This is a genomic window from Marinomonas sp. 63XJN7_7_ISO-PGPR-S23-202 (assembly GCF_056173505.1).
Map to the genome: position 1 here is coordinate 1,178,483 of NZ_CM149677.1, position 26,550 is coordinate 1,205,032.

Annotated in this window: 30 protein-coding genes; 19 read left to right on the forward strand and 11 right to left on the reverse strand. The window is 44.0% G+C overall.

From position 1 onward, the window contains the following. The first annotated feature begins 4 nt into the window (after window positions 1–4). The 7 genes from AC0VYG_RS05350 to AC0VYG_RS05380 all read left to right on the forward strand — a co-directional run bounded on the left by AC0VYG_RS05350 (window position 5) and on the right by AC0VYG_RS05380 (window position 7,586). On the forward strand, window positions 5–1,951 hold the full coding sequence (locus tag AC0VYG_RS05350; protein WP_475431301.1) for a heme lyase CcmF/NrfE family subunit: 1,947 nt from the start codon (window positions 5–7) through the stop codon (window positions 1,949–1,951). Beyond that, window positions 1,944–2,453, forward strand: a complete 510-nt coding sequence (locus tag AC0VYG_RS05355) for a DsbE family thiol:disulfide interchange protein (RefSeq protein ID WP_475431302.1) — start codon at window positions 1,944–1,946, stop codon at window positions 2,451–2,453. Before AC0VYG_RS05350 ends, AC0VYG_RS05355 begins: the two co-directional genes overlap by 8 nt. After that, window positions 2,450–2,881 carry a cytochrome c-type biogenesis protein gene (locus AC0VYG_RS05360; RefSeq protein ID WP_475431303.1) on the forward strand — a complete coding sequence of 144 codons (432 nt, stop codon included), beginning with the start codon at window positions 2,450–2,452 and terminating at the stop codon, window positions 2,879–2,881. The genes AC0VYG_RS05355 and AC0VYG_RS05360 overlap by 4 nt, the downstream gene beginning before the upstream one ends. Then, window positions 2,878–4,059, forward strand: coding sequence for a c-type cytochrome biogenesis protein CcmI (gene ccmI, locus AC0VYG_RS05365; protein ID WP_475431304.1), 1,182 nt, complete (start codon window positions 2,878–2,880; stop codon window positions 4,057–4,059). Before AC0VYG_RS05360 ends, ccmI begins: the two co-directional genes overlap by 4 nt. 64 nt (window positions 4,060–4,123) lie before the next feature. Next, entirely contained in the window at window positions 4,124–5,179 is a 1,056-nt protein-coding gene (gene zipA / locus AC0VYG_RS05370) for a cell division protein ZipA (protein WP_475431305.1), read from the forward strand. Window positions 5,180–5,258: 79 nt separating this feature from the next. Then, the gene (ligA, locus tag AC0VYG_RS05375; RefSeq protein ID WP_475431306.1) at window positions 5,259–7,349 is read left to right on the forward strand and encodes an NAD-dependent DNA ligase LigA; all 2,091 of its coding nucleotides are present in this window, start codon (window positions 5,259–5,261) and stop codon (window positions 7,347–7,349) included. Beyond that, window positions 7,350–7,586 (forward strand): YheU family protein, encoded by a 237-nt coding sequence (locus tag AC0VYG_RS05380; RefSeq protein ID WP_067016992.1) that lies wholly within the window; start codon window positions 7,350–7,352, stop codon window positions 7,584–7,586. It begins immediately after the preceding gene. A gap of 33 nt (window positions 7,587–7,619) precedes the next feature. Here AC0VYG_RS05380 and cysE read toward each other — a convergent pair whose 3' ends face one another. Beyond that, a complete protein-coding gene (cysE, locus tag AC0VYG_RS05385) occupies window positions 7,620–8,447 on the reverse strand; it encodes a serine O-acetyltransferase (RefSeq protein WP_475432524.1) in 828 nt (275 codons plus the stop codon). Window positions 8,448–8,563: 116 nt separating this feature from the next. On the opposite strand from cysE, the gene AC0VYG_RS05390 reads away from it, so the two are divergent. Beyond that, window positions 8,564–8,893, forward strand: coding sequence for a hypothetical protein (locus tag AC0VYG_RS05390; RefSeq protein WP_475431307.1), 330 nt, complete (start codon window positions 8,564–8,566; stop codon window positions 8,891–8,893). A gap of 82 nt (window positions 8,894–8,975) precedes the next feature. On the opposite strand, the gene mnmC is transcribed toward AC0VYG_RS05390, so the two are convergent. Further along, window positions 8,976–10,961, reverse strand: coding sequence for a bifunctional tRNA (5-methylaminomethyl-2-thiouridine)(34)-methyltransferase MnmC2/FAD-dependent 5-carboxymethylaminomethyl-2-thiouridine(34) oxidoreductase MnmC1 (mnmC, locus tag AC0VYG_RS05395; RefSeq protein ID WP_475431308.1), 1,986 nt, complete (start codon window positions 10,959–10,961; stop codon window positions 8,976–8,978). After that, a complete protein-coding gene (locus AC0VYG_RS05400) occupies window positions 10,951–11,505 on the reverse strand; it encodes a peptidylprolyl isomerase (RefSeq protein ID WP_475431309.1) in 555 nt (184 codons plus the stop codon). Before AC0VYG_RS05400 ends, mnmC begins: the two co-directional genes overlap by 11 nt. Window positions 11,506–11,621: 116 nt before the next feature. On the opposite strand from AC0VYG_RS05400, the gene AC0VYG_RS05405 reads away from it, so the two are divergent. Next, complete coding sequence (locus tag AC0VYG_RS05405; RefSeq protein WP_067341114.1) at window positions 11,622–11,909, forward strand: Rdx family protein; 288 nt, start codon at window positions 11,622–11,624, stop codon at window positions 11,907–11,909. A gap of 105 nt (window positions 11,910–12,014) precedes the next feature. Here the strand turns inward: AC0VYG_RS05405 and AC0VYG_RS05410 are convergent, their stop codons facing one another. Both AC0VYG_RS05410 and AC0VYG_RS05415 read right to left on the reverse strand, forming a co-directional pair. Continuing rightward, window positions 12,015–12,317, reverse strand: coding sequence for a YciI family protein (locus tag AC0VYG_RS05410; RefSeq protein ID WP_199476952.1), 303 nt, complete (start codon window positions 12,315–12,317; stop codon window positions 12,015–12,017). A 2-nt stretch (window positions 12,318–12,319) separates the two neighbouring features. Beyond that, window positions 12,320–12,856: a septation protein A gene (locus tag AC0VYG_RS05415; RefSeq protein ID WP_067017006.1), complete on the reverse strand. Its 537-nt coding sequence runs from the start codon at window positions 12,854–12,856 to the stop codon at window positions 12,320–12,322. Window positions 12,857–12,922: 66 nt separating this feature from the next. Here AC0VYG_RS05415 and AC0VYG_RS05420 point away from each other — a divergent pair, with 66 nt between their 5' ends. From AC0VYG_RS05420 to AC0VYG_RS05445, 6 genes are all read left to right on the forward strand, one after another. Further along, window positions 12,923–13,771: a PHP domain-containing protein gene (locus AC0VYG_RS05420; protein ID WP_475431310.1), complete on the forward strand. Its 849-nt coding sequence runs from the start codon at window positions 12,923–12,925 to the stop codon at window positions 13,769–13,771. 168 nt (window positions 13,772–13,939) lie between these two features. After that, window positions 13,940–14,560, forward strand: a complete 621-nt coding sequence (locus AC0VYG_RS05425) for an L-threonylcarbamoyladenylate synthase (protein WP_475431311.1) — start codon at window positions 13,940–13,942, stop codon at window positions 14,558–14,560. A 117-nt stretch (window positions 14,561–14,677) separates the two neighbouring features. Further along, the gene (gene rluB, locus AC0VYG_RS05430; RefSeq protein ID WP_475431312.1) at window positions 14,678–15,571 is read left to right on the forward strand and encodes a 23S rRNA pseudouridine(2605) synthase RluB; all 894 of its coding nucleotides are present in this window, start codon (window positions 14,678–14,680) and stop codon (window positions 15,569–15,571) included. A 75-nt stretch (window positions 15,572–15,646) separates the two neighbouring features. Next, window positions 15,647–16,105 carry a DUF1499 domain-containing protein gene (locus AC0VYG_RS05435; protein ID WP_475431313.1) on the forward strand — a complete coding sequence of 153 codons (459 nt, stop codon included), beginning with the start codon at window positions 15,647–15,649 and terminating at the stop codon, window positions 16,103–16,105. Between the two features lie 44 nt (window positions 16,106–16,149). Next, entirely contained in the window at window positions 16,150–16,872 is a 723-nt protein-coding gene (locus AC0VYG_RS05440; RefSeq protein WP_475431314.1) for a response regulator, read from the forward strand. Window positions 16,873–16,879: 7 nt separating this feature from the next. Next, complete coding sequence (locus AC0VYG_RS05445; RefSeq protein WP_475431315.1) at window positions 16,880–18,400, forward strand: ATP-binding protein; 1,521 nt, start codon at window positions 16,880–16,882, stop codon at window positions 18,398–18,400. A 30-nt stretch (window positions 18,401–18,430) separates the two neighbouring features. Here the strand turns inward: AC0VYG_RS05445 and AC0VYG_RS05450 are convergent, their stop codons facing one another. Together AC0VYG_RS05450 and argF are read right to left on the reverse strand one after the other, a co-directional pair. Next, window positions 18,431–19,357: a LysR family transcriptional regulator gene (locus tag AC0VYG_RS05450; RefSeq protein ID WP_475431316.1), complete on the reverse strand. Its 927-nt coding sequence runs from the start codon at window positions 19,355–19,357 to the stop codon at window positions 18,431–18,433. An 86-nt stretch (window positions 19,358–19,443) separates the two neighbouring features. Further along, window positions 19,444–20,349, reverse strand: a complete 906-nt coding sequence (gene argF / locus AC0VYG_RS05455) for an ornithine carbamoyltransferase (RefSeq protein ID WP_475431317.1) — start codon at window positions 20,347–20,349, stop codon at window positions 19,444–19,446. 222 nt (window positions 20,350–20,571) lie between these two features. Here argF and grxD point away from each other — a divergent pair, with 222 nt between their 5' ends. After that, a complete protein-coding gene (gene grxD / locus AC0VYG_RS05460; RefSeq protein WP_199476961.1) occupies window positions 20,572–20,913 on the forward strand; it encodes a Grx4 family monothiol glutaredoxin in 342 nt (113 codons plus the stop codon). Window positions 20,914–20,988: 75 nt separating this feature from the next. Next, complete coding sequence (locus AC0VYG_RS05465; RefSeq protein ID WP_475431318.1) at window positions 20,989–21,612, forward strand: peroxiredoxin; 624 nt, start codon at window positions 20,989–20,991, stop codon at window positions 21,610–21,612. A gap of 132 nt (window positions 21,613–21,744) precedes the next feature. On the opposite strand, the gene gloA2 is transcribed toward AC0VYG_RS05465, so the two are convergent. Both gloA2 and AC0VYG_RS05475 read right to left on the reverse strand, forming a co-directional pair. Further along, window positions 21,745–22,134 (reverse strand): SMU1112c/YaeR family gloxylase I-like metalloprotein, encoded by a 390-nt coding sequence (gloA2, locus tag AC0VYG_RS05470; RefSeq protein ID WP_475431319.1) that lies wholly within the window; start codon window positions 22,132–22,134, stop codon window positions 21,745–21,747. A gap of 32 nt (window positions 22,135–22,166) precedes the next feature. Then, window positions 22,167–23,150, reverse strand: a complete 984-nt coding sequence (locus AC0VYG_RS05475; RefSeq protein WP_475431320.1) for a LysR family transcriptional regulator — start codon at window positions 23,148–23,150, stop codon at window positions 22,167–22,169. A gap of 215 nt (window positions 23,151–23,365) precedes the next feature. Between AC0VYG_RS05475 and AC0VYG_RS05480 the strand changes: the two genes are divergently transcribed. Continuing rightward, on the forward strand, window positions 23,366–23,758 hold the full coding sequence (locus AC0VYG_RS05480; RefSeq protein WP_475431321.1) for a GFA family protein: 393 nt from the start codon (window positions 23,366–23,368) through the stop codon (window positions 23,756–23,758). A 95-nt stretch (window positions 23,759–23,853) separates the two neighbouring features. Here the strand turns inward: AC0VYG_RS05480 and AC0VYG_RS05485 are convergent, their stop codons facing one another. Beyond that, window positions 23,854–24,732, reverse strand: coding sequence for a LysR substrate-binding domain-containing protein (locus AC0VYG_RS05485; RefSeq protein ID WP_475431322.1), 879 nt, complete (start codon window positions 24,730–24,732; stop codon window positions 23,854–23,856). Between the two features lie 150 nt (window positions 24,733–24,882). Continuing rightward, on the reverse strand, window positions 24,883–25,878 hold the full coding sequence (locus AC0VYG_RS05490) for a 2-hydroxyacid dehydrogenase (RefSeq protein ID WP_475431323.1): 996 nt from the start codon (window positions 25,876–25,878) through the stop codon (window positions 24,883–24,885). Between the two features lie 401 nt (window positions 25,879–26,279). Here AC0VYG_RS05490 and AC0VYG_RS05495 point away from each other — a divergent pair, with 401 nt between their 5' ends. Continuing rightward, a complete protein-coding gene (locus AC0VYG_RS05495) occupies window positions 26,280–26,489 on the forward strand; it encodes a cold-shock protein (RefSeq protein ID WP_024024079.1) in 210 nt (69 codons plus the stop codon). The last annotated feature ends 61 nt before the right edge of the window (window positions 26,490–26,550 follow it).

The following is a 26,550-nucleotide window of genomic DNA, read 5'->3' on the forward strand; positions in this document are numbered from 1 at the left end:
TTTTATGCTTCCTGAAGTGGGTAATTTTTCCCTTATACTCTCTCTGTTCTTTGCTTGCTGCTTGGCGGTCGTGCCCATTATTGGTTATTGGCGCCATAACCCCATCTTGTTATCCACGGCACGTCCTTTGACCTTATTGATGTCTTGTTTTGTCTTGGTAAGTTTTATTGTCTTGGCCATTGCGTTCTTGACCGATGATTTTTCCGTTTTGTATGTCAGTTTAAATTCTAATAGTAAGCTGCCTATTTGGTATAAATTCAGTGCCATTTGGGGCAGTCATGAAGGCTCCCTATTGCTGTGGGTACTGATATTATGCGGTTGGAGCAGTGTGGTTGCATTGAAAAGCCATACGTTACCCAAAGAGGTGGGTCCCATTGTGCTGAGTGTGTTGGGGATGGTGGCAACGGGTTTTCTACTGTTCATGTTATTCACATCATCGCCTTTTGTTCGTGACTTACCCAATGTGCCTGTTGATGGTGCAGACTTAAATCCGTTGTTGCAAGACATCGGGTTGGTGATTCATCCTCCCATGTTGTACATGGGCTACGTCGGCTTCTCAGTGGCGTTTGCCTTTGCGATTGCGGCGTTAATTACTGGTAACTTAAATTCGTCATGGGCACGCTGGGCACGTCCTTGGACGGCTGTCTCTTGGGCATTTTTAACTTTGGGGATTACGCTAGGCAGTTGGTGGGCGTATTACGAACTGGGCTGGGGCGGCTGGTGGTTTTGGGATCCAGTCGAAAATGCGTCCCTTATGCCTTGGTTGGCAGGCACCGCCTTGATTCACTCTCTAGCAGTGACGGAAAAGCGTGGGGTGTTTAAAAGTTGGACGGTTTTATTAGCCATTTTCACCTTTAGCCTGTCCTTGCTTGGCACCTTTTTGGTTCGTTCTGGTGTATTAACCTCTGTGCATGCGTTTGCGGCGGATCCAACACGAGGGGTTTTTATTCTTGCCCTGTTGATTGTGTTAATCGGCAGCAGTCTGTTGTTATACGCCTTACGAGCGTCCCAAGTAAAAGCGGGAGTGGCTTTTGGGCTAACTGGTCGCGAAGCTTGGTTGTTATTGAATAATATTATTCTAACGGTACTCACTCTGACGGTATTGTTAGGCACGCTTTATCCCCTGTTGTTTGAAGCTCTTGATCTTGGGCGTATCTCGGTTGGGGCGCCTTATTTCAATACTGTCTTCTCGCCCCTTGCCTTATTACTAATGGTGTTTATGGCCATTGGTCCTCTGTCTAAATGGCATAACACCAAGCCCTCTTTATTAGTGTGTTTATGCGTGGGGCCTGGTGTTGTCTCTATCTTACTTGCTGGCGTTATTAGCTATGTTTATCACTTAGGGGGCATGGCTTGGCTGAGTTTGTCGGTGGCGTTTTGGGTGGTGCTATTAACTTGCAAAGATTGGTTTATAAAGGTTTCCGCTGGATCGAAAGGAATTATTCCCAGAGCTCGACAACTACCGCGTAATTACTATGGCATGATGTTAGCCCATTTGGGGCTGGTAGTGAGTTTGATCGGCATTTTGATGGTCAGTACCTGCAGTAAAGAAACCACAGTAAAAATCGCGGCGGGACAGACTGTATCGTTTGCAGGTTATCAATTTACTTTGAATCAATTTGAGTCTTTAAAAGGGCCCAATTATGTGGCGGATCAAGCTGATATTACTGTTTATCAGGACGGTAAGTTGGTGGCACAGCTTAAACCGGAAAAGCGTTTTTACGAAGCGCGTCGTCAAGTGATGACGGAAGCCTCTCTCAACGCAGGGATAACTCGGGATCTCTATGTGTCTTTAGGGGAAAAGCTTAATGATCAAGCTTGGAGTATGCGTATTTACGTTAAAGCCTTTGTTCGTTGGATTTGGTTTGGTGGCATTTTAATGATGTGTGGTGGGGTGCTGTCGGCTTTAGATAAGCGTTATCGAGCTCGAGTAGAGGGACGTCATGCGTAAGGTTATTTTTTTTATTCCTCTAGCTGTGTTTATCGCGCTAGGGATCGTGTTTTATCTTCAGCTTGGCAAAAACCCTGAATATATGCCCTCTGCTTTGGTTGGTAAACCTGTGCCAGCGATCCACTTGGTTTCGCTCGACACCGATCAAATTGTCACTAATGTGCAGTTACCAAAAGGGCCCTATTTAATCAATTTTTGGGGAACTTGGTGTTCAACTTGTGCAATAGAGCACCCTTATTTGATGAGACTGGCTAAAAAAGGAGTTCCCATTATTGGTATTGATTACAAAGATGGCAAGGCCAGTGCTGAGCAATGGTTACGTAATAAAGGTAACCCCTACAAAATGGTGTTGTTGGATGAATTAGGGAATTTCGGCGTCAATATGGGGGTAACAGGTGCACCGGAGACCTTTGTTGTCAATAGCAAGGGGATCATTGTGTATCGACATCAAGGTGCGCTGGATGAGGCGGTTTGGAAAACTATACAGGGATATATGCAATGATTGACGCCGCCATTTTTCGTTGCTTGATCAAGTTTGTTGTATGGCTGGTCTTATCCTGTGCCGTCTATGGACAAGCAGAGGAGTTGATGACATTTAGCTCATCTGTTAATCAGACGCGTTATGACGCGTTAGTGAAAGAGTTACGTTGTCCTAAATGCCAAAATCAAGACATAGCCGATTCGGGATCGGGGATTGCTAAAGATCTTCGACATAAAATTCACGACATGATTGAAAACGGTCAGTCAGATAAGGAAATTGTGGATTACATGGTCGCTCGATACGGCGATTTTGTGCTGTATCGTCCCAAACACAATGCAGCGACTTTTGCACTCTGGTATGGACCTTTTATTTTGTTAGGAGTCGGTTTGGTTATTTTTGCGGTTGTCATTATTAGGAACCGACTTCGCCGTAAAGGAGAGCGTGTATGATGACCGCCTGGTTGGTAATGGCGTTTATGTTGGTCGCCAGTATCGTGTATTTATTTATGAGTGTCCGAAAAGAGCAAACGCAGCGATCGGAAGTAAGTACGAACACATTTGATAAGGTGCGACGCCATGAGATACAGATGGAAGAGGAGGTGGGGCGCTTATCTCATGAAGAGTCGGCCCAGCTTTTGAAGGACCTTACCTTAGAAACAAGACGGACACAGGAACAGCATAAACCCTTTAATGTCACCGAGCCGCGTTTTTCTCGTATTGTATTAACGGCCATGGCGTCGTTTGTGATACTGGGCAGTGTAAGTCTTTACCAATACTTAGGTTATGCCAAAGAGGTTGTGTTTACTGAGCGGTTGCAAGCGAAAACGGTAACACCTCAGCAAGTAGAGGCCTTTTTAGCTTACCGTAGCCATCGTTATAACCGACCTGGGGATTGGTACTACGAAGCCAATAACTATATGAAACAAGGCAAGTACACCAAAGCCGAGGCGTCCTATCTGAAAACGTTAGCGCTGTTGCCTGAGGAGTCGCCTGATCGCGTGAATGTCTTAGTGGCTTATGCCCAATCCATATTTTACGCTAATGGCAATAAAAGCTCGCCCAAAATGGAAAAAGTGGTGCATGAGGCGTTAGCGCTTGACCCCAATCAAGCGACAGCACTTGGACTTCAAGGTGTCGCCTATTTTTCTAGTAAAGACTATAAAAAGGCGGTAATAGCTTGGCAAAATGCCGCGCGTCATAATCATAATATCGCGGAGCGCAATACTTTATTATCGGCGATTATGAAAGCGAGGGAGGAAGGTAATATTTCTTACCAAGACGTCCCTTCTGTGATCACGAATGCGATTTCGATTAAAGTAGAATGGGATCCGAGTAAGGTAACGTGGCATGCTGATGATATTTTATTGGTGTACGCTTGTATTCCAGGTCAGAAAATCCCCATTGCTATTCGTAAAATATCACCACAAGCGCTTAATAAGCCCATCATACTAACGAATTTAGATAACCTTATGTCAACGCAAACCTTGGCAAGTACAAAAAAAGTCGATGTTTTCGTAAAATTGTCTAGTATTCATTCATCTGACCTGACAAAAGGGCGCGTAATTGGTATAAGAAGGGCTTTACCTTCAAACAGTGAGTCGATTTATTCAATCAAGGTCAGCTTGTAATTGAATCCTATCGAGCTTCGTTTGATAATACAGTCAACTTTATTGATCTTATTCGGAAAATGTAATGGAATTTAGCTTGCGTGAGTGGCTAATCTTAATAGGCGTCGTAATTATCATCGTTATTTTGATCGATGGATTTCGTCGGTATAAAAAAGGGCAAACCTTTAGCCAGGAAGAAGAGGAATTTCTCGATCCTGATGATCTTGCTAAAGAGGCGGTGATTAAAAGTGAGCTGCCAAATGGTGGAGCTCGTCCGGCATCGTCAAAAAGTAAGAAAGCACAGAACGACCCGATTGCCAATGCGTTTGAAAATGCCCGCAAAACAGTTAACTCGCCGCTGGCGGATGTGCCGCATAAAGTCTATTCGGGGCCTGCTTTAGACCGTGATGATGAAATGCATTTAGACGAGTTAGCCAGTTTGGTTCCCGAACGGGGGGATAGGCAGACGGATGTTTCCCATCATGATTACTCAGATACTCAGGAAGAGGAATACGATGAGTACTATGATGATCTGGATGTAACGGTAAAAGATGATGGTTTGCTAGACCGTGAAGAGACCGTTGACGAGCTGGAGGATAACGATTATGAACGCAGTTATTCCAGTATCGATATGGATCAGCCGTCGTTACAGGGCAGAAGTTTCGATGACGATGAAACGTCAGGTAACCATGATGACGTGGCTGAGATTGAAGAAGTCATTGTGATTAATGTGTTTGCTCCAGAAGGTGAGACGTTTTCGGGTATCGAATTGCTTCAATTGGTCCTTAATTGTGGTATGCGCTATGGCGAAATGGATATTTTTCATCGTCATGAAGAAGGCTTTGATCGTGGCCGAGTTCAGTTTAGTATGGCCAATGCCATTGAGCCTGGTACGTTCGACCTTGATACCATGGGAGAAAGCAATTGTCCCGGCGTGAGTTTCTTTATGGGCTTACCTGGTCCTAAGAATAGTATGAAGGCTTTTGATTTTATGCTGGAAACAGCACAAGCCTTGGTGCGTAATCTTGGTGGTGAGTTGCGTGATGAAAGACGTAGCCCGATGAGTGAACAAACGATCGCCCATTGTCGACAACGTATTCGCGATTTTGAAAGGCGTCGATTGACGCGACGTAAATCATAAGCCCATAAGTTTTTACAAGGCCCCAAGGGGCCTTGATTGTTTCTAATCTCTTTCCTGTTTTTATATCGAGTGTTTTTCTATGAGCAAAGAGTCTACTCCTCCATCTAATCAAATTAGCCAAGAGCAAATGCTCGATCTGATTAATACGTTGAATGACTACAGTTATGCCTACCATGTAAAAGATAATCCATTGGTACCTGATGCCGAGTACGACCGCTGTTATCGTCAGTTACAAGCCATTGAAGCAGAGCACCCAGAGTGGATTCAATCCAACTCGCCGACTCAGCGTGTTGGAGAAAAGCCAGACAGTGGTTTTGCCAACATTGCTCATACTGTCCCCATGTTGTCCCTTGACAATGCCTTTGATGATGAATCATTAAGTGATTTTGACCAGCGCATTCGTAAGTTGATTCGTGAATCCTTAGAGGACGACGAGCAACTCGCATTTGATGAGTCCAGTATTACTTATTGTTGTGAACCAAAATTAGATGGTTTGGCGATTAGTTTGCGTTATGAAGATGGACAGCTTGTTCGTGGTGTCACCCGAGGAGATGGCTTGTCTGGCGAAGACATTACCTCAAACATCAAAACCATTTATTCCGTCCCTTTGCGGCTACGTACTGAGACGCCTCCTCCTGTTATTGAGGTAAGAGGTGAGATTTATATGACCAAAGAAGGCTTTGAAAAGCTGAACCAGCAAGCCGCCGAACGGGGAGAGAAAACCTTTGTGAACCCGCGTAATGCGGCAGCGGGCAGTTTGCGTCAGTTAGACCCAAAAATCACAGCCTCTAGACCCTTGGTAATGTGTGCTTATTCTATCGGTTATGTGGAAGGCTGGGATCAACCTGCTAGCCATTACGAAGGCTTGCTGCAGTTGGGAGAGTGGGGGTTTCGAATAAATAATCTGATGCAAACTGTCAAAGGGGCACAAGGCTGCATTGAGTATTACCAAATGCTTAATGACAAACGCCCGACCTTACCCTACGACATCGATGGCATTGTCTATAAAGTAGATGATATCTCCCTTCAAGAGACGCTTGGGTTTATCGCCCGAGCACCGCGTTGGGCGATTGCTAGAAAATTTCCAGCACAAGAAGAAGTTACAAGAATTTTAGGCGTGGATTTTCAAGTGGGCCGTACCGGTGCCATTACGCCGGTGGCACGTCTGGAGCCTGTCTTCGTCGGTGGGGTGACGGTGTCAAATGCGACACTCCATAACAAGGATGAAATTTCACGCCTTGGCGTTCAAGTGAACGATTATGTGGTGATCCGTCGTGCCGGAGACGTCATTCCTCAAGTGGTACAGGTGCTATTCGAGCGTCGTGATGAATCGCAAAGCAAGGCCGTTGTGTTTCCAGACAGTTGTCCGGTTTGTGGCTCGGATGTTGAGCAAGTCGAAGGGGAAGCGGTGGTGCGCTGTACGGGTGGATTGGTCTGCGGTGCGCAATTAAAAGAGTCTCTCAAGCATTTTGTGTCTCGTAAAGCCATGGACATTGATGGCTTAGGCGATAAATTAATCGAACAATTAGTTGAACAAAACTTATTGAAAACACCTGTCGATATTTTTACTCTTCATGAGAAAAAAGACACCTTACTGTCCATGGAAAGAATGGGGCAAAAGTCGGTAGAGAACTTATTGGCCGCTATTGAGAAGTCTAAGAAAACGCAATTTAATCGCTTTATCTACGCACTTGGTATTCGTGAAGTGGGAGAGGCCACAGCGCGTGCCTTAACGACCCATTTTGTTGAGTTAGAGGCTTTGATGTCAGCGGATCAAGAGGCACTAATAAAAGTAGATGACGTTGGGCCCATTGTGGCGCAGCATGTACAACTTTTTTTCGAGCAAGAGCAGAATGTCACAACGATTAAAGGTTTGTTAGCGACAGGCATTGAATGGGACACTCAGGTGATCGAATCTTCCGAAGAACGTCCTTTGGAGGGAAAAACCTATGTGGTAACGGGCTCATTGAGCCAGTTTTCTCGTGATCAAGTGAAAGACAAGCTACAGTCCCTAGGGGCCAAAGTGAGTGGTTCAGTCTCTTCGAAAACAGATTGCCTAGTGGCGGGGGAAAAGGCAGGGTCAAAATTAACCAAAGCCCAATCTCTCAATGTGCCTGTGATTGATGAAGCAGGTGTTATCGCATTATTGCAAGAACATGGAGCGCTTTAATTGGATACTTTGATTCCATATGATTCATTAGCAAAAGACACGTTAGAAACAATATTAGACGATATTGTTTCGCGTGACGGAACGGATTATGGCGACTATGAGTTGTCGGCTGAGCAGAAACGTCAGCAAGCACTAAAGGCGCTTACGTCCGGCACAGCCGTATTGTTGTTTGATACGGAAAGCGAAACCATTAAAATGGTGCCGAAAGATACGCTAAGCCATTACGACTTCTCGTGAGACGTCGTAATGGCTTTCGGTGTACGCGTTGTACTAGCTCTCAGTACATTCTTGTGGATCACGAACACAATGGTTGATATTGTGGTCCATGTCCCTAGCTGGCTGGGTTCCGGTATTACGACCAACGACTTTAGCGGGAACGCCAGCGACGGTCGTATAAGGTTCTACGGGTTCTAGCACCACGCTACCTGCGCCGATTTTGGCGCCTTCGCCAACCTCAATATTCCCTAAAATTTTGGCACCTGCGCCAATTAACACGCCTGAGCGAATTTTCGGGTGCCGATCTCCGTGTTCTTTCCCTGTTCCTCCCAATGTAACGGACTGCAGGATAGAAACGTTATCTTCAATGACGCAGGTTTCACCGACGACTAAGCCCGTTGCATGGTCTAACATGATGCCGCAACCAATACTGGCGGCCGGGTGAATATCGACACCAAAGACCATGGACATTTGGCCTTGTAAATACAGTGCTAAACTTTTTCTATTCTGCTTCCACAACCAGTTTGCCACGCGATAGGTTTGTAAGGCGTGAAACCCCTTGAAGAAAAGTAAAGGGGTGGTGAGGCAATCGCAAGCAGCATCGCGTTCTTTTATTGACAAAATATCTTGCTCAATACACGAAACAATGCCAGATTGCGAATCCCCCATGGCTTCTTCAAATACTTCTCGAAGAACCATTGCAGGAATAGAAATGCTGTCGAGCTTGCTGGCTAACAAAAAGCTCAGTGCTGAACTTAAACTATCGTGTCGTAAGATAGTGGTATTAAAATAGCTGGCAAGAATGGGCTCATCGAGCGAAAGCTTCTCCGCTTCTGCTTGTAAAGACGACCATAAGTTGCCAGATGTCACGGCATTGTACATAGTGTTACTCAAGAGCTATTTACCTATGTTGATTCGAGGCTAGAATATAGGTTATGGGTTAGGATAAAACAAAACAAGGGCTAAGGCGAAGATTGCCGCTGATTTATGGAGATAGTATGACTACAAAAACCGTTGCCGATGCACTGCATATCTTTTACGAGTTAAATTCCACGTTTGCAGATGCTTATTGGGAAACCAACGATATTAATCAGAAGGACCGTTTTTTTGCAATGAAAATGATCCTACAAGATGAACTGGACGAATTGCATAAATTAAGTATGCAAGATCATATTTATCCTTATGAATCTATTAACCTAGGCGTGTTGCAGTTAAGTGACCAGCTAAAAGGGTTGTTACCAGACTTGAATCGTTGCGTGTTACGTCCACAAACTCGCATGCGTTTTATTGAGTTAATTCCTAGTGCTTGTACCTTGTTTGAACGTTAATAAAGCAAGAGACAAAACAAGGAGCGCTTTGCCGGTTAGGTTGTAAAGCGCTCTATTTAGGCGGCTTGCTTTTTGTTCATTGCTATTGACGTTTCAGGTTTCTCACTGTGAATCGGCTAGGGTGTAATCGATTAATAATCCTTTGCTCAATTGGCGCAGCCTCACCGGTAATTAAACTGGTCAAATAGCTGGCACTAAGAGGTGTGGACACCAAGCCACGGGAACCATGGCCAATGTTTAGAAATAAGCCATTGCTCACCTCAGCCACCTTATCGCTTTTCCATTTGGCATTTTTGCTCAATGTTGCGTAATGTGATTCGATTATCTCAGGATTAAAGACGGGCCCAACCATCGGCGTGTAGTCTGGAATCGCGCAACGAAAGGACACCCGACCACCACAATCTTCCACCTTTAGCGTATTCGCTTTGAGCTTTAGGAGGTTTTCCAGCATTCTTAGATTTCTAGCATGGCCTTCTTCTCGTACGTTTTCATCTTGATCTTTTAGGTCATAAGTTGCCCCAAAATGAAAGGTATCCTCAAGAGCGGGAGAAACATAACCTTCTTGGCAAATAACATAGGGCGTGTGTAACTCGTTTTGGCCCTCACAGGCGGCTTGAGCCGCTTCTAATGGCAAGTAAGAGACTTGGCCGCGAATAGGGTAAGCAGGTGTATTCGGTAAATAATCAATACGATTTGTGTCGTTGGCGGTGCAAAAGACAATATCGGAAAAAGCATGTGTCCCTGTTTGATGACTCGCTTGCCAAGGCAGAGAAGGGGGTTCCGCTTTGTTAAGAGAGACAAGCTGCGTGTTTAATTGAACCTCTATGTTTTTATGATTAAGCAATGTTTCACACAGACGAGTAGGAATAACCCAGCCAGATAAAGGAAGAAAGAGACTGTCTTTTTCTTCCTGTTTGGCTTGCATAACGGCCTTTGGGTAAAGCCCGCTGGCCAGCATGGTCGCGAATCGCGCGCGCTCTTTTTCATTGGTTGGCCGTTGAATCAAACCACATTGATCCCAAAACGCCTTATTTTCATCAAGGGACGAATAAAGTTGTGAAGCATACAGGTAAGCGGCTAAATAAAAACGGTTGACTGGCGTGTCCTGTGAGCCGAGTTTAGGGTAAAGCATTCCTTGTGGATTGCCTGATGCCTGACAAGCAATCTCGCCACCTTGTTCCCATACTGTGACTTTGATGCCTTGGTTCGCCAGTGACGCAGCAGTTGTCGCTCCTGCCAGGCCAGAGCCTACTACTAAGACATGTTTGGATGCCTTATGGGCGTATGGATGGCTTGATCGAACATTAAACCAAGCCTGTCCTTGTGCCATTCTTTCTGGGAATGAACTGGTTTGCTGATTCAGTTCACCTACGGCCATTTCTCTTTTATGGCCAAAACCTTTTACCTTACGTACCTCAAAGCCAACGTCTTGTAGGCCACGACGAACAATACCTGCCGCCGTGAAGGTCGCAAAAGTAGTACCTTGATGACTTAATCGATAAATATGTTTGAATAAGGTGGGAGACCACATATCAGGGTTTTTACTCGGTGCAAAACCATCTAAAAACCAAGCATCGATGTCGGCATTGAGTTCCGCGAAGCCGTCCTGTGCTTCACCAAACCAAAGAGTCAGTTGAATGCGCCCTTGGGCCAATTCGATGCGATGAAAACCATGACTTAATTGTGGGTAATGTTTGATCAGCTCTTGGCTTTGTTCTGTAAGAGAAGGCCACATTTTTAGGGCATTGATAAGTTGCTCCCTAGAGAGAGGAAACTTCTCAACAGATATAAAATGCAGTGTCGTATCCGCAGGAGCATGTTCAATAAAAGCTTGCCACGCACACAGAAAATTTAATCCGGTACCAAAGCCTGTTTCAGCGATAGCAAAAGAAGGAGTGGTTAAGTTTTTCCAGCGTTCAGATAAATGATTGTGTTGCAAAAAGACATAACGGGTTTCTTCTAATCCCGCTTCTTTATCAAAGTACACATCATCAAACTGGTTTGAGTGAGGGGCGCCATCTTCCCCCCAAGTCAGTATGGGCGGCGCTAATCGGTAGCTAGTTAACACGTTTGATGCTCTTAATAATGACAGGTGAGGTTGGTACGTTACGGTACGGGCCAACGGATTTTGTGGGGACGTTCGCAATATCATCAACGACCTTCATACCAGAAATAACGTGACCAAATACAGTGTAACCAGGACCACCACGTGCGCTATCGTTCAAAAAGTCATTATCTTTAAGGTTGATGAAAAACTGAGAGGTGGCACTGTTTGGATCTTGTGTGCGAGCCATGGCAATGGTTCCGCGGTTATTAGACAAGCCATTATCCCCTTCATAGGCAATGGGGGCGTGGGTGGCTTTTTGTTTTAGATCTTTTGTGAATCCACCACCTTGAATCATAAACCCTGGAATAACACGATGAAAAATGGTGCCGTTGTAAAAGCCTTGATCAACATAGTTGAGGAAGTTTTTGACGGTTTTAGGGGCGGCTTTATCATTAAGGTCGACCCGAATGTTTCCCTTATTGGTTTGTATGTCGACTTCCGTTGCATTGGCTTGTAATAAACAAAGGCTAGTCAAAATAAGCCCTGTGATGAGAGTCTTGCGCATTGTGGTTTTCCTTAAATGGTGAATAATCCCATAATATGGGGAGCATAAACGTACGCCAAGCGGTTTGGTCAAACTGTCAGTATGTTTCAAAATGGGTATTTTACAGGAGAAATGGCATGCGAACAGCCATTGTTGAAATTGAATATTGTACCTTATGCCGTTGGATGTTGCGGGCAGCCTGGCTATCTCAGGAGCTATTGACCACATTTGACGATGACATTAAAAGCGTCACACTGATTCCTTCGCAGGGCGGTATCTTCAAAGTGCGAGTGAATGGTGAAGAAATTTGGTGTCGTAAAACGGAAGGCGGGTTTCCGGAAGCGAAAGTGCTAAAACAGAGAATGCGAGATGTGATTGATCCAGAACGAAACTTGGGGCATTCAGATGTAAAAACCTCAAGTTAAGGCGCTGATAATACGCCAATAAAAAACGCGCTTATGTTCTCATATCTTATGTAGACGTTAAGCGCGTTTTTTTGTTGCTAAGCATGGCAAGTAAAGCAGCAGTACCTAGTTAGGAAAAACCTGTTTAAATGGTTTTACCACGACACGCTGATACACGCCAGCGGCGACATAAGGGTCTGCATCGGCCCATTTTTGTGCTTCTTCTAGGCTGGGAAATTCTGCTACCACCACGCTTCCTGTAAAGCCCGCGTCACCTGGGTTATCGGAATCGATGGCTGGGCTGGGGCCAGCTAGAACAAGACGTCCTGCATTTTGTAATACTTGCAAACGCTCTAAATGAGCAGGGCGAGCTTGCTGACGTGCTGGTAAACTGTTTTCGACGTCGTCGCTAATAATGGAGTAGAGCATGGTTATTCCTTATTTTGCATATGAGAAGAAAGGTAGATGCCTTGTAAGATAATAAAGACCACCGTCATACCGAGTAGGCCAAATAATTTAAAATCGACCCAGATATCCTCACTGAATGAGAAGGCCACATAAATATTCACCGCACCGGACAGGATGAAAAAGCCGACCCATGCTAGGTTTAAGGTGCGCCAGACTTTGAAAGGAAGGTCAATTTTATCGCCCATAATACGTTGGATGATGTTTTTATCACCAATGAATTGACTGCCTAAAAATGCCAAGGCGAATAACCAATTCACAACAGTGGGCTTCCACTTAATAAACTCACTGTTGTTAAACAGTACAGTGGCGCCGCCAAGTAGAATCACCAGAGCTAAAGAAACCAAGTGCATTTTTTCTACTGTTTTATGGCGGAACCAGTTGTAGCCAACTTGCAGTATGCTCGCTGGAATCAATATGGCGGTGGCTAAAATAATGTTCCCAGTCATTTTGTAGACAACAAAGAACACTACGATAGGAAGAAAGTCGAATAGTAATTTCATATAAAAACCAATTTATGTATGCTGGACTTATAATAACCATCATTATCATTAAAGAACAGTCTATCTATGCCAGAAGCTGCTAGCTATCGTAAAGTTGATCTTCATACACACTCTATTTGTTCCGATGGGCGTTTATCGCCAACAGAGCTGGTGGATCTTGCTGTTGAGCAAGGAGTGTCCTTATTTGCCTTGACCGACCACGATACGTTAGACGGTTTGTCAGAAGCACGCCAGCAAGCTGAGCAGCAGCCGTTGAGTTTTATTAATGGCGTCGAATTGTCCACTCAGTGGAAAGGCATTCCGTTGCATATGGTCGCGCTGAATTTTGAGCCAGATAATCCCGCGTTATTAGCGATTGTTCAGTCCAATCAAACGATACGCCTGCAGCGGGCGCGACGCATCGCGGATTTATTGGTAAAACAAGGCTTGCCGGATTTGTTTGATGATGCGGTCGCCTTGGCAGGGATCAGCCAACTAGGTCGTCCTCACTTTGCTTCTTTGATGGTTGAAAAGGGCATCGTCAAAGACGCGAATAAAGCCTTTGATCGATATCTAGGGAATAAACGATTGGGGCAGTTACGTGATGTTTGGCCTGATTTGGAAAGCGTATTAACCTGTTTGAGAGATCAAAATATGGCGCTGATTTTAGCGCATCCAAAACGATATCCACTGACCGTGACAAAATTGAAATATTTGCTATCGGATTTTAAAAAATGGGGAGGAACGGCCATGGAAGTCGCCTCTGGCAATGAAAAACCAGATAGTGTTCGCCTCTTGGAACGTTTGTCCCAAGAATACGCCCTTGAAGCATCGATGGGGAGTGATTTTCATGGGCCGTTTGGTCCTTGGACGCAAGTAGGAAAGTTTACTCAGGTGAATGAGGCGGGGATAGATTTAGTCCATAAGCATTGGTGATGAACCTAGAAGAGCAGATCTATTGGGTTTTCGACGTGTTATAGTCTAGTATGTAGTTGATGTAAGAGTGTTTTTATTGATCTTTTGGGGTCGGTATTTAGGTTCTAGAGTATAGCAGTGATTTATCGCTCTAAAATGTTAATGATGAGCTAAACGGTGGAGCAAGCAGTGAGTCAATTCTTTCAAATACATCCAGAAAACCCTCAGGCGCGCTTGGTTAAGCAGGCTGTTCAGGTGATCCGTAGTGGCGGTGTCATTGCTTACCCAACGGATTGTGGTTATTCGCTTGGGTGCCAGTTAGGGGATAAATCGGCATTGGATCGTATTCGAGCCATCCGACGTTTGGATGATAAGCATAATTTTACCTTAGTGTGCAGTGACTTATCAGAGATATCCACCTACGCCCGTTTTGATAATCACTTGTATCGTTTATTAAAAAACAATACACCAGGCCCTTATACCTTCATTTTTCCAGCCACTTCTGAGGTGCCAAGGCGGCTACTACATCCTAAGCGAAAAACCATTGGTATTCGTGTGCCTGACAGCCGAATAGTGTCTGCTTTATTGGCAGAGCTGGGCGAGCCCATCATGAGTGTGTCGTTGATTTTACCCGGTGAAACAGAGCCATTGACGGATCCCTATGATATTCGAGACAGCTTAGAACATGCGCTGGACTTGGTGATTGATGGTGGATTTTGTGGCTTGTTGCCAACAACAGTGGTGATGATGGACACAGAGCAGATTGAAGTGGTGCGTGTTGGCGCGGGTGATCCGTCCGTTTTTGAGTAAATTGTGTAGTAGGACGCTGTCATGCGATGCCATGTACGATTATAATGCAGCTCATATTTATGCTACATCGTTTTATATAATGGGTTGCTGAGAAGCATTCCCTCTAAGAGGTTCGTAATGGACGAGAAATTACAAAAAGTATTAGCGAGAGCGGGCCAAGGCTCGCGTCGTGAAATGGAAAACCGTATTCGTGAAGGGCGTGTTCTGGTTAATGGTACGGTGGCGACATTGGGTGACCGTGTCAGTTTGACTGATATCATTGTATTGGATGGCTATCCGATTAAAGTGACAGAAGCGGGTGAAGGGCGTCGAGTCATCATCTATAACAAGCCAGAAGGTGAAGTCTGCACGCGTAAAGATCCAGAAGGCCGCCCCACGGTGTTTGATAAGCTTCCTAAATTACGTGGCGAGCGCTGGATTGCCGTCGGTCGTTTGGACATCAATACATCTGGTCTTCTTTTGTTTACCACTGATGGTGAGTTGGCAAACCGTCTAATGCATCCCTCGACTGAAATTGATCGAGAGTATTTAGTCCGAGTCATGGGGGATGTCACTGAAGAAAACATTGCTGCATTGAAAAAGGGGGTGACGTTAGATGACGGGCTCGCTAAGTTTACCGATGTTGTTGATGGTGGTGGTGAAGGCATTAACCATTGGTTTTACGTGTGCTTAATGGAAGGTCGTAACCGTGAAGTACGTCGTTTGTGGGAGTCTCAAGGCGTAAAAGTGAACCGTTTGAAACGGGTTCGTTTTGGGCCAGTTTTCTTACCATCGAAGGCGAAGGTGGGACGCTGGGTGGAAATGGATGACTCAGAGGTCGATGCCTTGTGTGCCATGGTTGATATTGAAGTGACTAGTAAACCAAAAACACAGCAGCAAAAGCAAGAAGTTAAACGCCAGCAAAATAAAACGACAGCGGGTGGTGCACGTCGTCCGAAAGGATTTGATTGGCAAAGCAGTGATAAGCCAGAATTCAAACCCAAAAAACCGGGTAAGCGATCTTTTCGTTAGCAGATGTTTGGATAACTCTTTGGTGATTACAAACCTGATTTTGGCGTAAAGTAAGTGAGTTGGGAGTAGTAGAGCATGTTTCGTTGGATGGCAGTAATCGTCGTTGCTTTGGTGATAGGTTTTTTTGTCTATGTGAAGTTAAATAACCGAATGCCTGATGATTTGGGTATGACGGCTGGACTGTTTAAGTCATGCCCAACTTCTCCAAATTGTGTATCGAGTCAGGCGGAAAAAACAGATAAAGTCCACTACACTGATCCCATACCTTACACAGGGAATCGCAAAGATGTTCAATTAGCTATTGAATCGTACTTTTTGAAAAAAGGAAATGCTGACATTGTCTCGAGTCGTCTTGGCTATGTTCATCTTGAGGTAAAAAGTGCTTTGATTGGCTATATTGATGATGTTGAGTTTTACTTACCTAAGTCTAAAAAAGTAATTGAGGTGCGTTCAGCCTCTCGGGTTGGCTATTCAGACATGGGGGTCAATCGTGAACGCATTAAACAACTCAGAGCGTTTCTTGCTAAGCAATAATATCGGTGACAACGAAAAATCAAGTATAAGGATGAGGACGGCAAATGAGTGTGGAAGATAATCAAACAATTTTAATTGTAGAAGACGACGAAAGACTGGCCTCTTTAACCAAAGAGTATTTGGAAAAGAACGGTTTTTCTGTTGATATTGAAGCAGATGGACGTGCGGCGATTTCACGCATTGTTGAGGAGCAGCCCTCTTTGGTGGTGCTGGATTTGATGCTGCCTGGGGCCGATGGCTTTACGGTATGTCGCAGTGTACGTAATGACTATAAAGGGCCTATTTTAATGCTGACGGCTCGCAGTGATGATGTCGATCAAATTTTAGGACTGGAAATCGGCGCAGATGATTATGTGTCTAAGCCTGCTAAACCTCGTGTTTTATTGGCGCGAATTCAATCTCTGTTACGTCGCAGTACACAAGATGTTGATTTGACATCAGAAGCGTCCGATAAAAAAGAACAGACGCTTACTTTTGGGCCTCTTGTGGTGGACAATTCTCGCCGTGAAGCTTGGTTATCAGGTGAAGAGGTTGAGTTGACCAGTGCAGAGTTTGATCTGTTGTGGTTGTTAGCAAGCAGTGCAGGGCGAATTTTAAGTCGAGAAGAGATCTTCGGAGAGTTGCGAGGCATAGAATACGATGGGCAAGACCGCTCTGTGGATGTGCGTATATCTCGTATTCGTTCTAAAATTGGTGATGACCCCATCCATCCTCGTAGAATCAAAACGATTCGCAGTAAAGGCTACCTCTTTGTAAAAGAGGTCTAAACGTTTTATGCGCGAGGAGATTAAGCGCTTATATCTTCACCTGTTTGTTGGGTGTCTGATTATACTAGTCTGCTGCTATGTGGCAGTAGACTTTACTAAGTCTCGTTTTGACAATGCTCGCATAGAGCAATTGTTGTGTCTTGACGCCGAGCTAAGTGTGGCATTGCTGGCCACGGGTGTGAAGACATCCCTACCAGAATCTCAATTTGATTGGCAGAAACCGAAGAAAATTTTAACTGCGGCTGAGGTGGTGTCGCTTATCCCTCAGAGGCATTGGGTGCAGCTGTCTAATGGGGATTATAAGGTTTCTTTTGGCCCTAAAAACTCCCCTGAAATAACCGGTATTGCCACTAGTAAGAAAGGTAATGTCTATCAATTTGAGAGCCTTTTAAAAGACCTTTTGTCTTCTTCTCTTCCTCATAAAGAGAAAATTGCGTTGATTAAAAGCATGTCTTGCATCTCCATTACCTCGTATCCTAGCTCTAAATACGCTGATTTGTCGGGCATTGCTGGTATTTCGCTGGTTCATGGTATTCATAATGAATATGGCTTCTTATGGCGTGGGACTCACTCTGATCACCTTCACTACCTTTCTCTGCTACCTGAAAAAATGCTGTCTTTATCTGTGGCGATAGTGGCGATAGTCGCGGTTGGTATTGCTGTCATGATAGGGCTTATCTGGCGTGAGCTTGTGTTGCTGGATTTAAAACGTAAAACCTTTGAAAACATCACTCGTCAAATTGCGCGTGGTCAAATTGGTTTGCCAAAAGGCATTCCAGATAGCAGTGGTACCTTGAAAGAATTGGCCTATTCTTTTGACTCAATGTCATCTCATATTCAACGGCTGCTTAAGGTTCAAAGAGAAATGATTAATGCTATCTCCCACGAGCTTAGGACGCCGATAGCGCGACTTCGATTTGGTCTTGAGGTAGTGAAAGATGAAGTGGATGGCTCAGCTGTTGATACCATTACGGCATTAGAAGATGATGTTGAGGAGCTTAATACTTTGGTGGATGAAGTATTAACCTATGGAAAATTAGAAGAAGGCTCCCTAGCTCTAAACTTTTCTTCAACGGGTATTCGAGAGCTAGTTGAGGGTATTATTCGTCATAATGACCCATTATTACAGCATTTAACGGTTAATGTGAGTATTGCCAGTGATGATGAGGTCATTGCCGACGCCCATCATTTGCATAGGGCGCTACAGAACTTAATCCTGAATGCGGCGAAATACGCTACAAGCCAAATCTGTATTGCTTTCTCTTCAGATAATGACCGCTGGCAAATAGATATTGAAGATGATGGCCCTGGAATCCCTTTAGAGGACAGAGATAAGGTCTTTATTCCATTTCAACGTTTAGATAATAGTCGAACACGTGCATCAGGAGGCTATGGGTTAGGCTTGGCTATTGTTCAGCGTATTGCTTTTTGGCACGGTGGCGCAGTGTTGGTCGATGAAAGTCAGTTTGGTGGTGCAAAATTCAGTTTAATTTGGTCGAAAAGTCAGCATCAGAAATCCCTTTCATAACACTATAATGCTCGTTTTGCATTGGTGGCCTTAAAGCTCTGGTGACAGAATGCCTTTCAGGTTTTTGAAGCAGGTTTTACTGGCCGTTGTGATTAAATCTTCCATATAAGCGTTTTGACGTTGGTCTCTTCTAATAGCCAAATATAATTTACACCAGACGCCTTCTTCACCAAGTGATTTGGTGATGACATATTGACGATTAGTGTATTCCGTTAGTGCCCAGTTCGGTAAACAACAAACCCCTCTGCCACTGGCAACCAATTGCATCATCATGAGTGTTAATTCACTGTGGCGAATTTTTGCCGGGGAAATGTCTGCTGGATTTAAAAAGTGCTTAAAAATATCCAGACGATCAGACTCTACAGGATAAGTGATTAAGGTCTCTTTAATAAAGTCTTCTGGTGTTAGAAATTCTTTTTTGGCCAAAGGATGGTGTCGTGATAAGGCGACTTGAGACTCGTACTGGAAGAGTGGAATGTAATCTATATTCGGCAGATCTTGTGGATCTGAAGTGACGACAAGGTCAAGGTCTCCACGGGCCAATGCAGGTAATGGCATAAAACTAAAGGCGGTGGACAAATCAAGTTCCACATCTGGCCAATGTTCACGGAAGTGGTCAATAGTGGGCATGAGCCATTCATAGCAGCTGTGACATTCGATAGCGATATGTAAACGACCACTTTCTCCTTCAGCAAAACGTTGTATATCCCGTTGAGCAGAGCGAAAAGCTAATAAAACATCGTCCGCAAGCTGCAATAAACGCAGCCCAGCACTGGTGAAACGAACTGGCTTAGTCTTACGAATAAAAAGTGCACAGCCTAGTTTTTCTTCTAGGTCTTTTAATTGATGTGAGAGAGCGGATTGGGTCAAATGGACGCGCTCTGCTGCCTCGACTAAACTGCCTGTTTCTCGTAGCGCGGTCAGTGTTTTTAAGTGCCTAACTTCAATAATGCTCATAATAATTCACTATAAGTGAGAGTTATTCAGTATTTATAATAGAAAAAACCCGTGAAAAAGCGTTATCACGGGTTTAATTCATTGTCTTATCGGCACAACAAAAATTCAAGTAGTGCCTTTTGTGCGTGTAAGCGGTTTTCTGCTTCGTCCCAGACGACGGAATCAGGATTATCCATTACATCTGTGCTGACTTCTTCTCCGCGGTGAGCTGGTAAACAGTGCATGAACAAAGCATCGTGATGGGCTTGTGCCATGAGCGCCTTATTTACTTGAAAGCCTTCAAAGTCCTTCAAACGCTTCTCTTGTTCATCTTCCTGACCCATCGATGCAAAAACATCCGTCACAATTAGATCGGCGTCTTTTGCTGCGTCTATGGCGCTGTGGACGACGGTGACTCGGTCTTTGTTTTCTTCAACAAGTGATGGGTTTGGCTCGTAGCCTTTAGGGCAAGCGACGACGAGCGTGAAGTTTAATAATGCTGCCGCATTGATGTATGAATTACACATATTATTACCATCGCCGACCCAAACGACTTTTTTCCCTTCGATGGAGCCACGATGTTCTTGATAGGTTTGCATATCAGCCAGTAATTGGCAGGGGTGATAATCATCTGTTAAAGCATTGATGACAGGAACTGAAGAATATTGTGCAAAGGTGTCTACAATGCTGTGTTCAAATGTTCGAATCATGACAACATCTACCATGCTGGAAATGACACGAGCACTGTCTTCAATCGGTTCTCCTCGGCCCAATTGAGTGTCTCTTGAGGATAAAAAGAGTGCGTGTCCACCAAACTGTGCCATGCCAGATTCAAAGGAGACTCTCGTTCGGGTTGAGGATTTTTCAAAAATCATGGCTAGCACACGATTTTTTAGTGGTTCGTATAGTGTGCCTTCGCGATGGATTTTCTTAAGCTCTGTGGCTCGAGATAGCAACTGTTTTAACTCCTCAGAAGATAAATCTTTGAGAGTAAGAAAATGTCTTGGCGACACGTGAAACTCCTTAGCGTTGATTTTTAAAAGGGGGAATCGGCCAATTTAATATACTCAGGTAGGTGAGTAAAGGATAATTGACACAGAAAACAACAAAGGAAAGGTTGGGGATGGGGTTGTAAACAGTCACATAGACCCAATAAACTGGAGCAAGTTATTTGATTCTTACAATGAATAGAGTGTATTTTTTGTGAGTTAGCAGAATTCAGTGAGGACACTATTATGAGTACGACAATCGACACTATCAAAGAGCAAATTGAAAATAACGATGTTCTGCTGTATATGAAGGGAAATCCTCGTGCACCACAGTGTGGATTTTCTTCTCAGGCTGTTCAAGCCTTAATGTCGTGCGGTGAGCGTTTTGCATTTGTGAATATTTTGGAAAACCCGGATATCCGTGCGGAACTGCCTAAGTATGCTAATTGGCCAACTTTTCCGCAGTTATGGGTAAAAGGTGAGCTTGTGGGAGGGTGCGATATCATCGTAGAAATGGCTTCCACTGGTGAGTTGCAGACCTTGATTAAAGAGGCGGTAGGCGACGAGAAAGAACAAGAGCAAGAGTAAGTAACCATCAGTCTGCTATTTGAGTGGGCTGATTTTATTGATGTTAAATGACGGTATATAAGGGGATTCTATACTATGTCTATTCTAGTTGGTAAAAAGGCACCTGACTTTACAGCTCCAGCGGTATTGGCTGATGGTCAAATCGTGGACTCTTTCAATCTAGCTGAGTCTATCAAGGGAAAATACGCTATTGTATTTTTCTATCCGCTGGATTTCACTTTTGTTTGTCCATCTGAAATCATTGCTATGTCTCATCGTATGGAGAAATTCCGCGAGATGGGGGTAGAAGTGATTGGTGTGTCTATCGACTCTCACTTTACTCATAACGCTTGGCGTAATACCCCAGTCGAAGATGGCGGCATTGGCCCTGTTGAGTACACACTTGCAGGGGATATGAACCATGCGATTGCTCAAGCCTATGGTATTGAGTCTGACGGTGGTGATTCTTACTATCCTGCGGGTGTGGCGATGCGTGCGTCTTTTGTTATCGACCAAAAAGGCATTGTGCGTTCTCAGATCGTAAACGATGAGCCTATTGGCCGTAACATGGATGAGTTGGTTCGTATTGTGGATGCATTACAATTCTTTGAAGAGAACGGTCAGGTTTGCCCAGCTGGCTGGAACAAAGGAGACAAAGGTATGACCAATACACCAGAAGGTGTGGCTTCTTACCTGTCTGAAAGCAGCAAAAATCTCTAATGATAAAGCCATAATGGCTTTTAGATAGCTGTTTTAGATTCTTATATTGAATCGGTTTGGTTGAATATAAGAAAACAAATTACGTCTGCTCATTTCCGTGAGCAGACGTTTTTGGTTTGTAACATCCCTTGTTTATTGCTCATAAAGTTCTAGTGGTAAGTTGTCGGGGTCGGCAAAAAAGGTGAAGCGTTTGCCTGTTAGCTCGTCTGTACGGATGCTTTCGACTGGAATATTGTGCGCTTGCAGATGGGTAACGCATTGATCTAAATTTGTGACAGCAAAAGCCAAATGTCTTAACCCTTGCGCTTCTGGTCGTGAAGGACGTTCAGGTGGAGAGGGGAAAGAAAAAAGCTCAATTTGCTCGTATTCACTGATTTTTAAATCCAATTTGTATGATTGTCGTTCTGCTCGATAGGTTTCTTTGATAATGGAGAAGCCAAGTACTTGATTATAGAAATGCTTTGAGATCATATAATTTGAACAAATAATGGCGACATGGTGGATATGAGATATCTGAAACATGTTAAGGCCTGTATAGAGTGAATGTTGCGTAGCTAAAATTGGCTATCGGTTTTTTGAGAGGCCTTGTCGTTGCCTTGGTTCTTGAGCTCTTCTGCTAATTCTATTACTTGTCGCCTAAACCAAATGTGGCTGGCATCGTGGTGCAATAAAGGGCTCCAAATCATCTTCAATTCAATTGGTGCAATGGGAAAAGGCGGTTCCATAATAACTAGGTCTGGGTTGTTAAGTTGAATGAGAGCCACTTTTCTTGGTAGGGTGGCAATGAGGTCTTGTTCAAGGGCAAGATGCATAGCGGTGTGATAGCTGCGTGTGAAAACACGAATACTGCGCTTTCTATCCTGTTGCTGGAGGGCTTCATCGACCCATCCCAGTTTTTGAACGTCAGTTGGATCCATGCCTACTCCCACGCCAAACCCTGTTTTACTGACCCAAATATGTTGTGATTGAAGGTAGCTTTCTAGGTTAAAGTTTTCAATGACCGGATTATGAGCACTCATCATGCAAACGAAGTCGTCCATCCAAATGCTTTTTTCGTGGAAGGATTGTGGCAATTCTTCAAAGCGGTTAATTGCCATGTCTATCTTTCCTGCTTCCACGTCATGGAATGTCACATCACTTGGGGTCATAATGTCCAATGTAATGCCCGGGGCTTTTTCTCGAAGACGGTTCAACAAGCGAGGAATGACGGTTGATGCGGCATAGTCACTGGCCATGATTCGAAATACACGGGTACTGGTTGATTCGTTGAAATCGGCTTCTGGTTGTAGTGCCTCTTCCAGTTCTAACAGTACTTTGCGAACAATGGGCTGTAAGCGTAACGCTTTTTCAGTCGGTTTCATGCCTTCGCTGGTGCGCACAAGTAATGGATCACCTAATAAATCTCTTAGGCGTTTTAGCCCATTACTCATGGCAGGTTGCGTAATATTTAACTTACTGGCCGAGCGTGTTACGTTGCATTCTCTGAGTAATACATCGAGGTAAATGAGCAGATTTAAGTCTATTTTATTTATATTCATCGCTATGATAGTTATCGCTGTTTACATCTATTTAGTGAATCCATTGTATTAGCTTGCTCATAAAGTACAACAAATTAGACGAGATAGCGTGAATTAATCTGCTGAGGAATTGTTGCTTAGGTCAATGGCTGGCATAATTGGGGCCCTTGAATGGAGTGTCGTCTCACAATTGCCTAGCCTTTCCTTTAATTGTCTGTATCTACCATGGGGTAAAAATGAAAGCATCCTGCTTATGTGGTTCTGTTGAGTTTACAATTAATTCCCCTTTTATCAGTGCTAATATTTGTCATTGTTCACAATGCCGAAAAACTCATGGCGGCGGAGGGGCTGCTTATGGTTCGTGTTTAAAAGAGGACATTGACTGGGGAAACAGTAAGAAGCGCATACGTCGTTATGAGTCATCCGAGCGCGGACGTCGAGGCTTTTGTAAAGACTGTGGCAGCCCTATTTATTACTACCACAAAGACTTTCCAAACCATATAGAAATATCTTTAGGGGTGTTGGATGAAGAGCCAAATATTTCGCCTGAATACCATTTATTTGTGAATAATAAACCTGAATGGTATGACATTCATGATGATTTACCGCAATACGATGAGCTAAAGTAGTACCACTGTGGCTGGGCTGTTCTTATTTGGTTGTTTGCACGTTAATAAGATGGTTTCAATATAAAAAGCTAGCAATGCAGGTTTAGATACGAGCGCTAAACCGACGTCATTTCGTAACATTGATCTACAAACCCCTGGGCATTTTTGGTGAGAGTTGTATTTTTCGGAATGACAATCAGTAAGTTACGATTCAACTCAAGCGGCGTTTTATACAGACGAATCAGGCCTGAGTTGAGCTCTTGAGAGATGGCCATGCGTGAAAGACAGCCTAACCCCATTTTATGGATCACCGCTTGCTTAACCGCTTCCATGTGAGCGAGTGATAAGACAACATTAAGCTGAGTGGTTGATTTGCCTATAGCTTGTTCTAGAATGTTGCGCGTACCTGACCCGACCTCTCGCATCACCCAGTCTGCCTCTTGGAGATCTTCCCAGGATAAGTTTTCCGCTCTATCCTCTTGTGAAGAGCCAAAAACAACCAATTCATCTCGTCGCCAGATTTGTGTTGTCAACTCGGCATGCTGGCAATATCCCTCGATAAAGCCGACCTCGGCTTTACCTGTGAGTAATTGTTGAATCACATGTTGGGTATTACCAATGTCTAAATTGAAGCGAATGTTAGGATATTTTCGCCTAAATGAGGCCATCTGTTCTGGCAATAGGTAATTTCCAACACTCACACTTGAGGCCAAATGAAGCGAGCCGCTTAGCTCATCATCACTGCCCATACTCTCAATTTGTTCAATTTGACTTAGGACTGAGCGTGCCTGGGGTAGTAGCAGTCTTGCTTGAGGGGTGATTTGCAATCTTTTACCATGGCGGCGAAAAAGAGGGCGCCCTAGCAGTGCCTCTAATTCTCGCAATGCTTGGCTGGCTGCAGGTTGGCTAATAGAGACCATTTCTGCTGCGGCTGTGACGGAGCCTGTGTGAACCACAGCCTCAAATATCTGTAATTGTCTAAGTGTTATTCTCATTGGTGTATTGTAACGGCAATGACTTTTGTTTGAGTAGTAGTTTTTGCCGATGCCGTTGTTTATTTTTCTGACAAACTGTATCGGCCCCTAGCATAGTAGGTCCTTGTTGTGCCTTATTCGAATGGTCAGAACTTTGTATGGACATCCGTGTTATGGGTTCAATAGCCGCTGACAGGCTTCACCTTTTCGATGTTTGTTCAGGTTGTCTATGGTGGTTATAGCGATATGATCGAGTGCCTCTTGAGTGAAAAAGCCTTGATGACCTGTCACAACTACATTTGGAAAGGTGAGCATTAATTGAAAAACACTATCTTGTATGATGTGAGTTGACATATCTTCAAAAAATATCTTGTTTTCTTGTTCGTAAACGTCCATGCCTAAATAGCCAATTTTTCCAGTGTATAAAGCATCGATGGCTTCTTGCGCGTTAACCAAAGCTCCTCGACTTGTGTTGATGATCATCACGCCGTCTTTCATTTTCTTAAGGCTTTTTCCATTGATTAAGTGGTGAGTTGAGGCGTTCAATGGGCAATGTAGACTGATTATGTCGCTTTTTTTATAAAGCGTTTCTAAATCTGTATAGTGGCAGCCTAAGTCAATTAACGCTTCATTCGGAGACACGTCGTAACACAACACATCACAACCAAATCCCTTCATGATGCGGCAAAACGCTTGTCCAATACGGCCTGTGCCTATACAGCCTACGGTTTTGCTTTGTAAATTAAAGCCTAGTAGCCCTTCCAGCGCAAAATTGCCTGCTTTGACCCTCTGATAGGCTATGTGGGTTTTACGGGTTAGGGTCATGATTAAAGCCAGCGCGTGCTCTGCAACGGAAGTCGGGCTGTAGTCCGGTACGTGGTAAACATTAATGCCAGCGGTCTTTGCAGCGGATAAATCGACATTATTGAACCCAGCGCAGCGCAGCGCAATGGCGCTGATGTTTTGTTTGGCTAAGTAGCGAATGACGTTGTTGTTTACGTCATCATTGACAAAGCAACAAATGGCGTCAAAACCGTTTGCCAGTGTCATTGTTTCTTGGCTAAGCCGGCTTTCAAAGAAACTAAATTCAAGTTCTTTTGATGTTTGAGAAAAATGTTCAAGTGTGCGTCTGTCATAAGGTTTACAGGAAAAAATGGCAATTTTCATTATGGTCGTCCAATTAAATCATCATATTAAGTTAAAACATCAAGCCTAACGAAAGATGTATATGTATTTTATGGTCTAAGCCGGAAACTTTATCTGCTAAGCCTAGAGATAAAATATATTTTTTGCGAGTTTCGATTTGCTAGTCTGTTGATTTGTCTCAAAATAATTATTAAGTCTCCTTATTTGGAAAAAATTGTTGAAAACATGATTGACCTGATCGCCGTTACAGGTCTACAATCAAATTCGTTTAAAAGAGTTGGCAATATTTATGTCCAGAGTTGCGAATATTACGTCATGTGTGTTCGATCCTGTTAAGTCATAAGTAATACCGAGTTTTTTTAGCACAACAGAGCTAACATCATGTTAGCGGATAAATTAACTTACCTACAGGATAAAAAGACATGTCTGACGTAGTAACTGGTACAGTAAAGTTCTTCAACGAAACTAAAGGTTTCGGTTTCATCACTCAGGATTCAGGTCCAGATGTATTTGTTCACTTCTCTGCGATCAACACTTCTGGCTTCAAAACTTTGGCTGAAGGCCAAAAAGTTGAATTCCAAGTAGCTCAAGGCAAAAAAGGCCCTGAAGCGCAAAACGTTACTCCTTTATAAGGAAACGTTGCTGGGATTTTCTCAGTAAAAAATCAAAAAAGCGACCTCGTGTCGCTTTTTT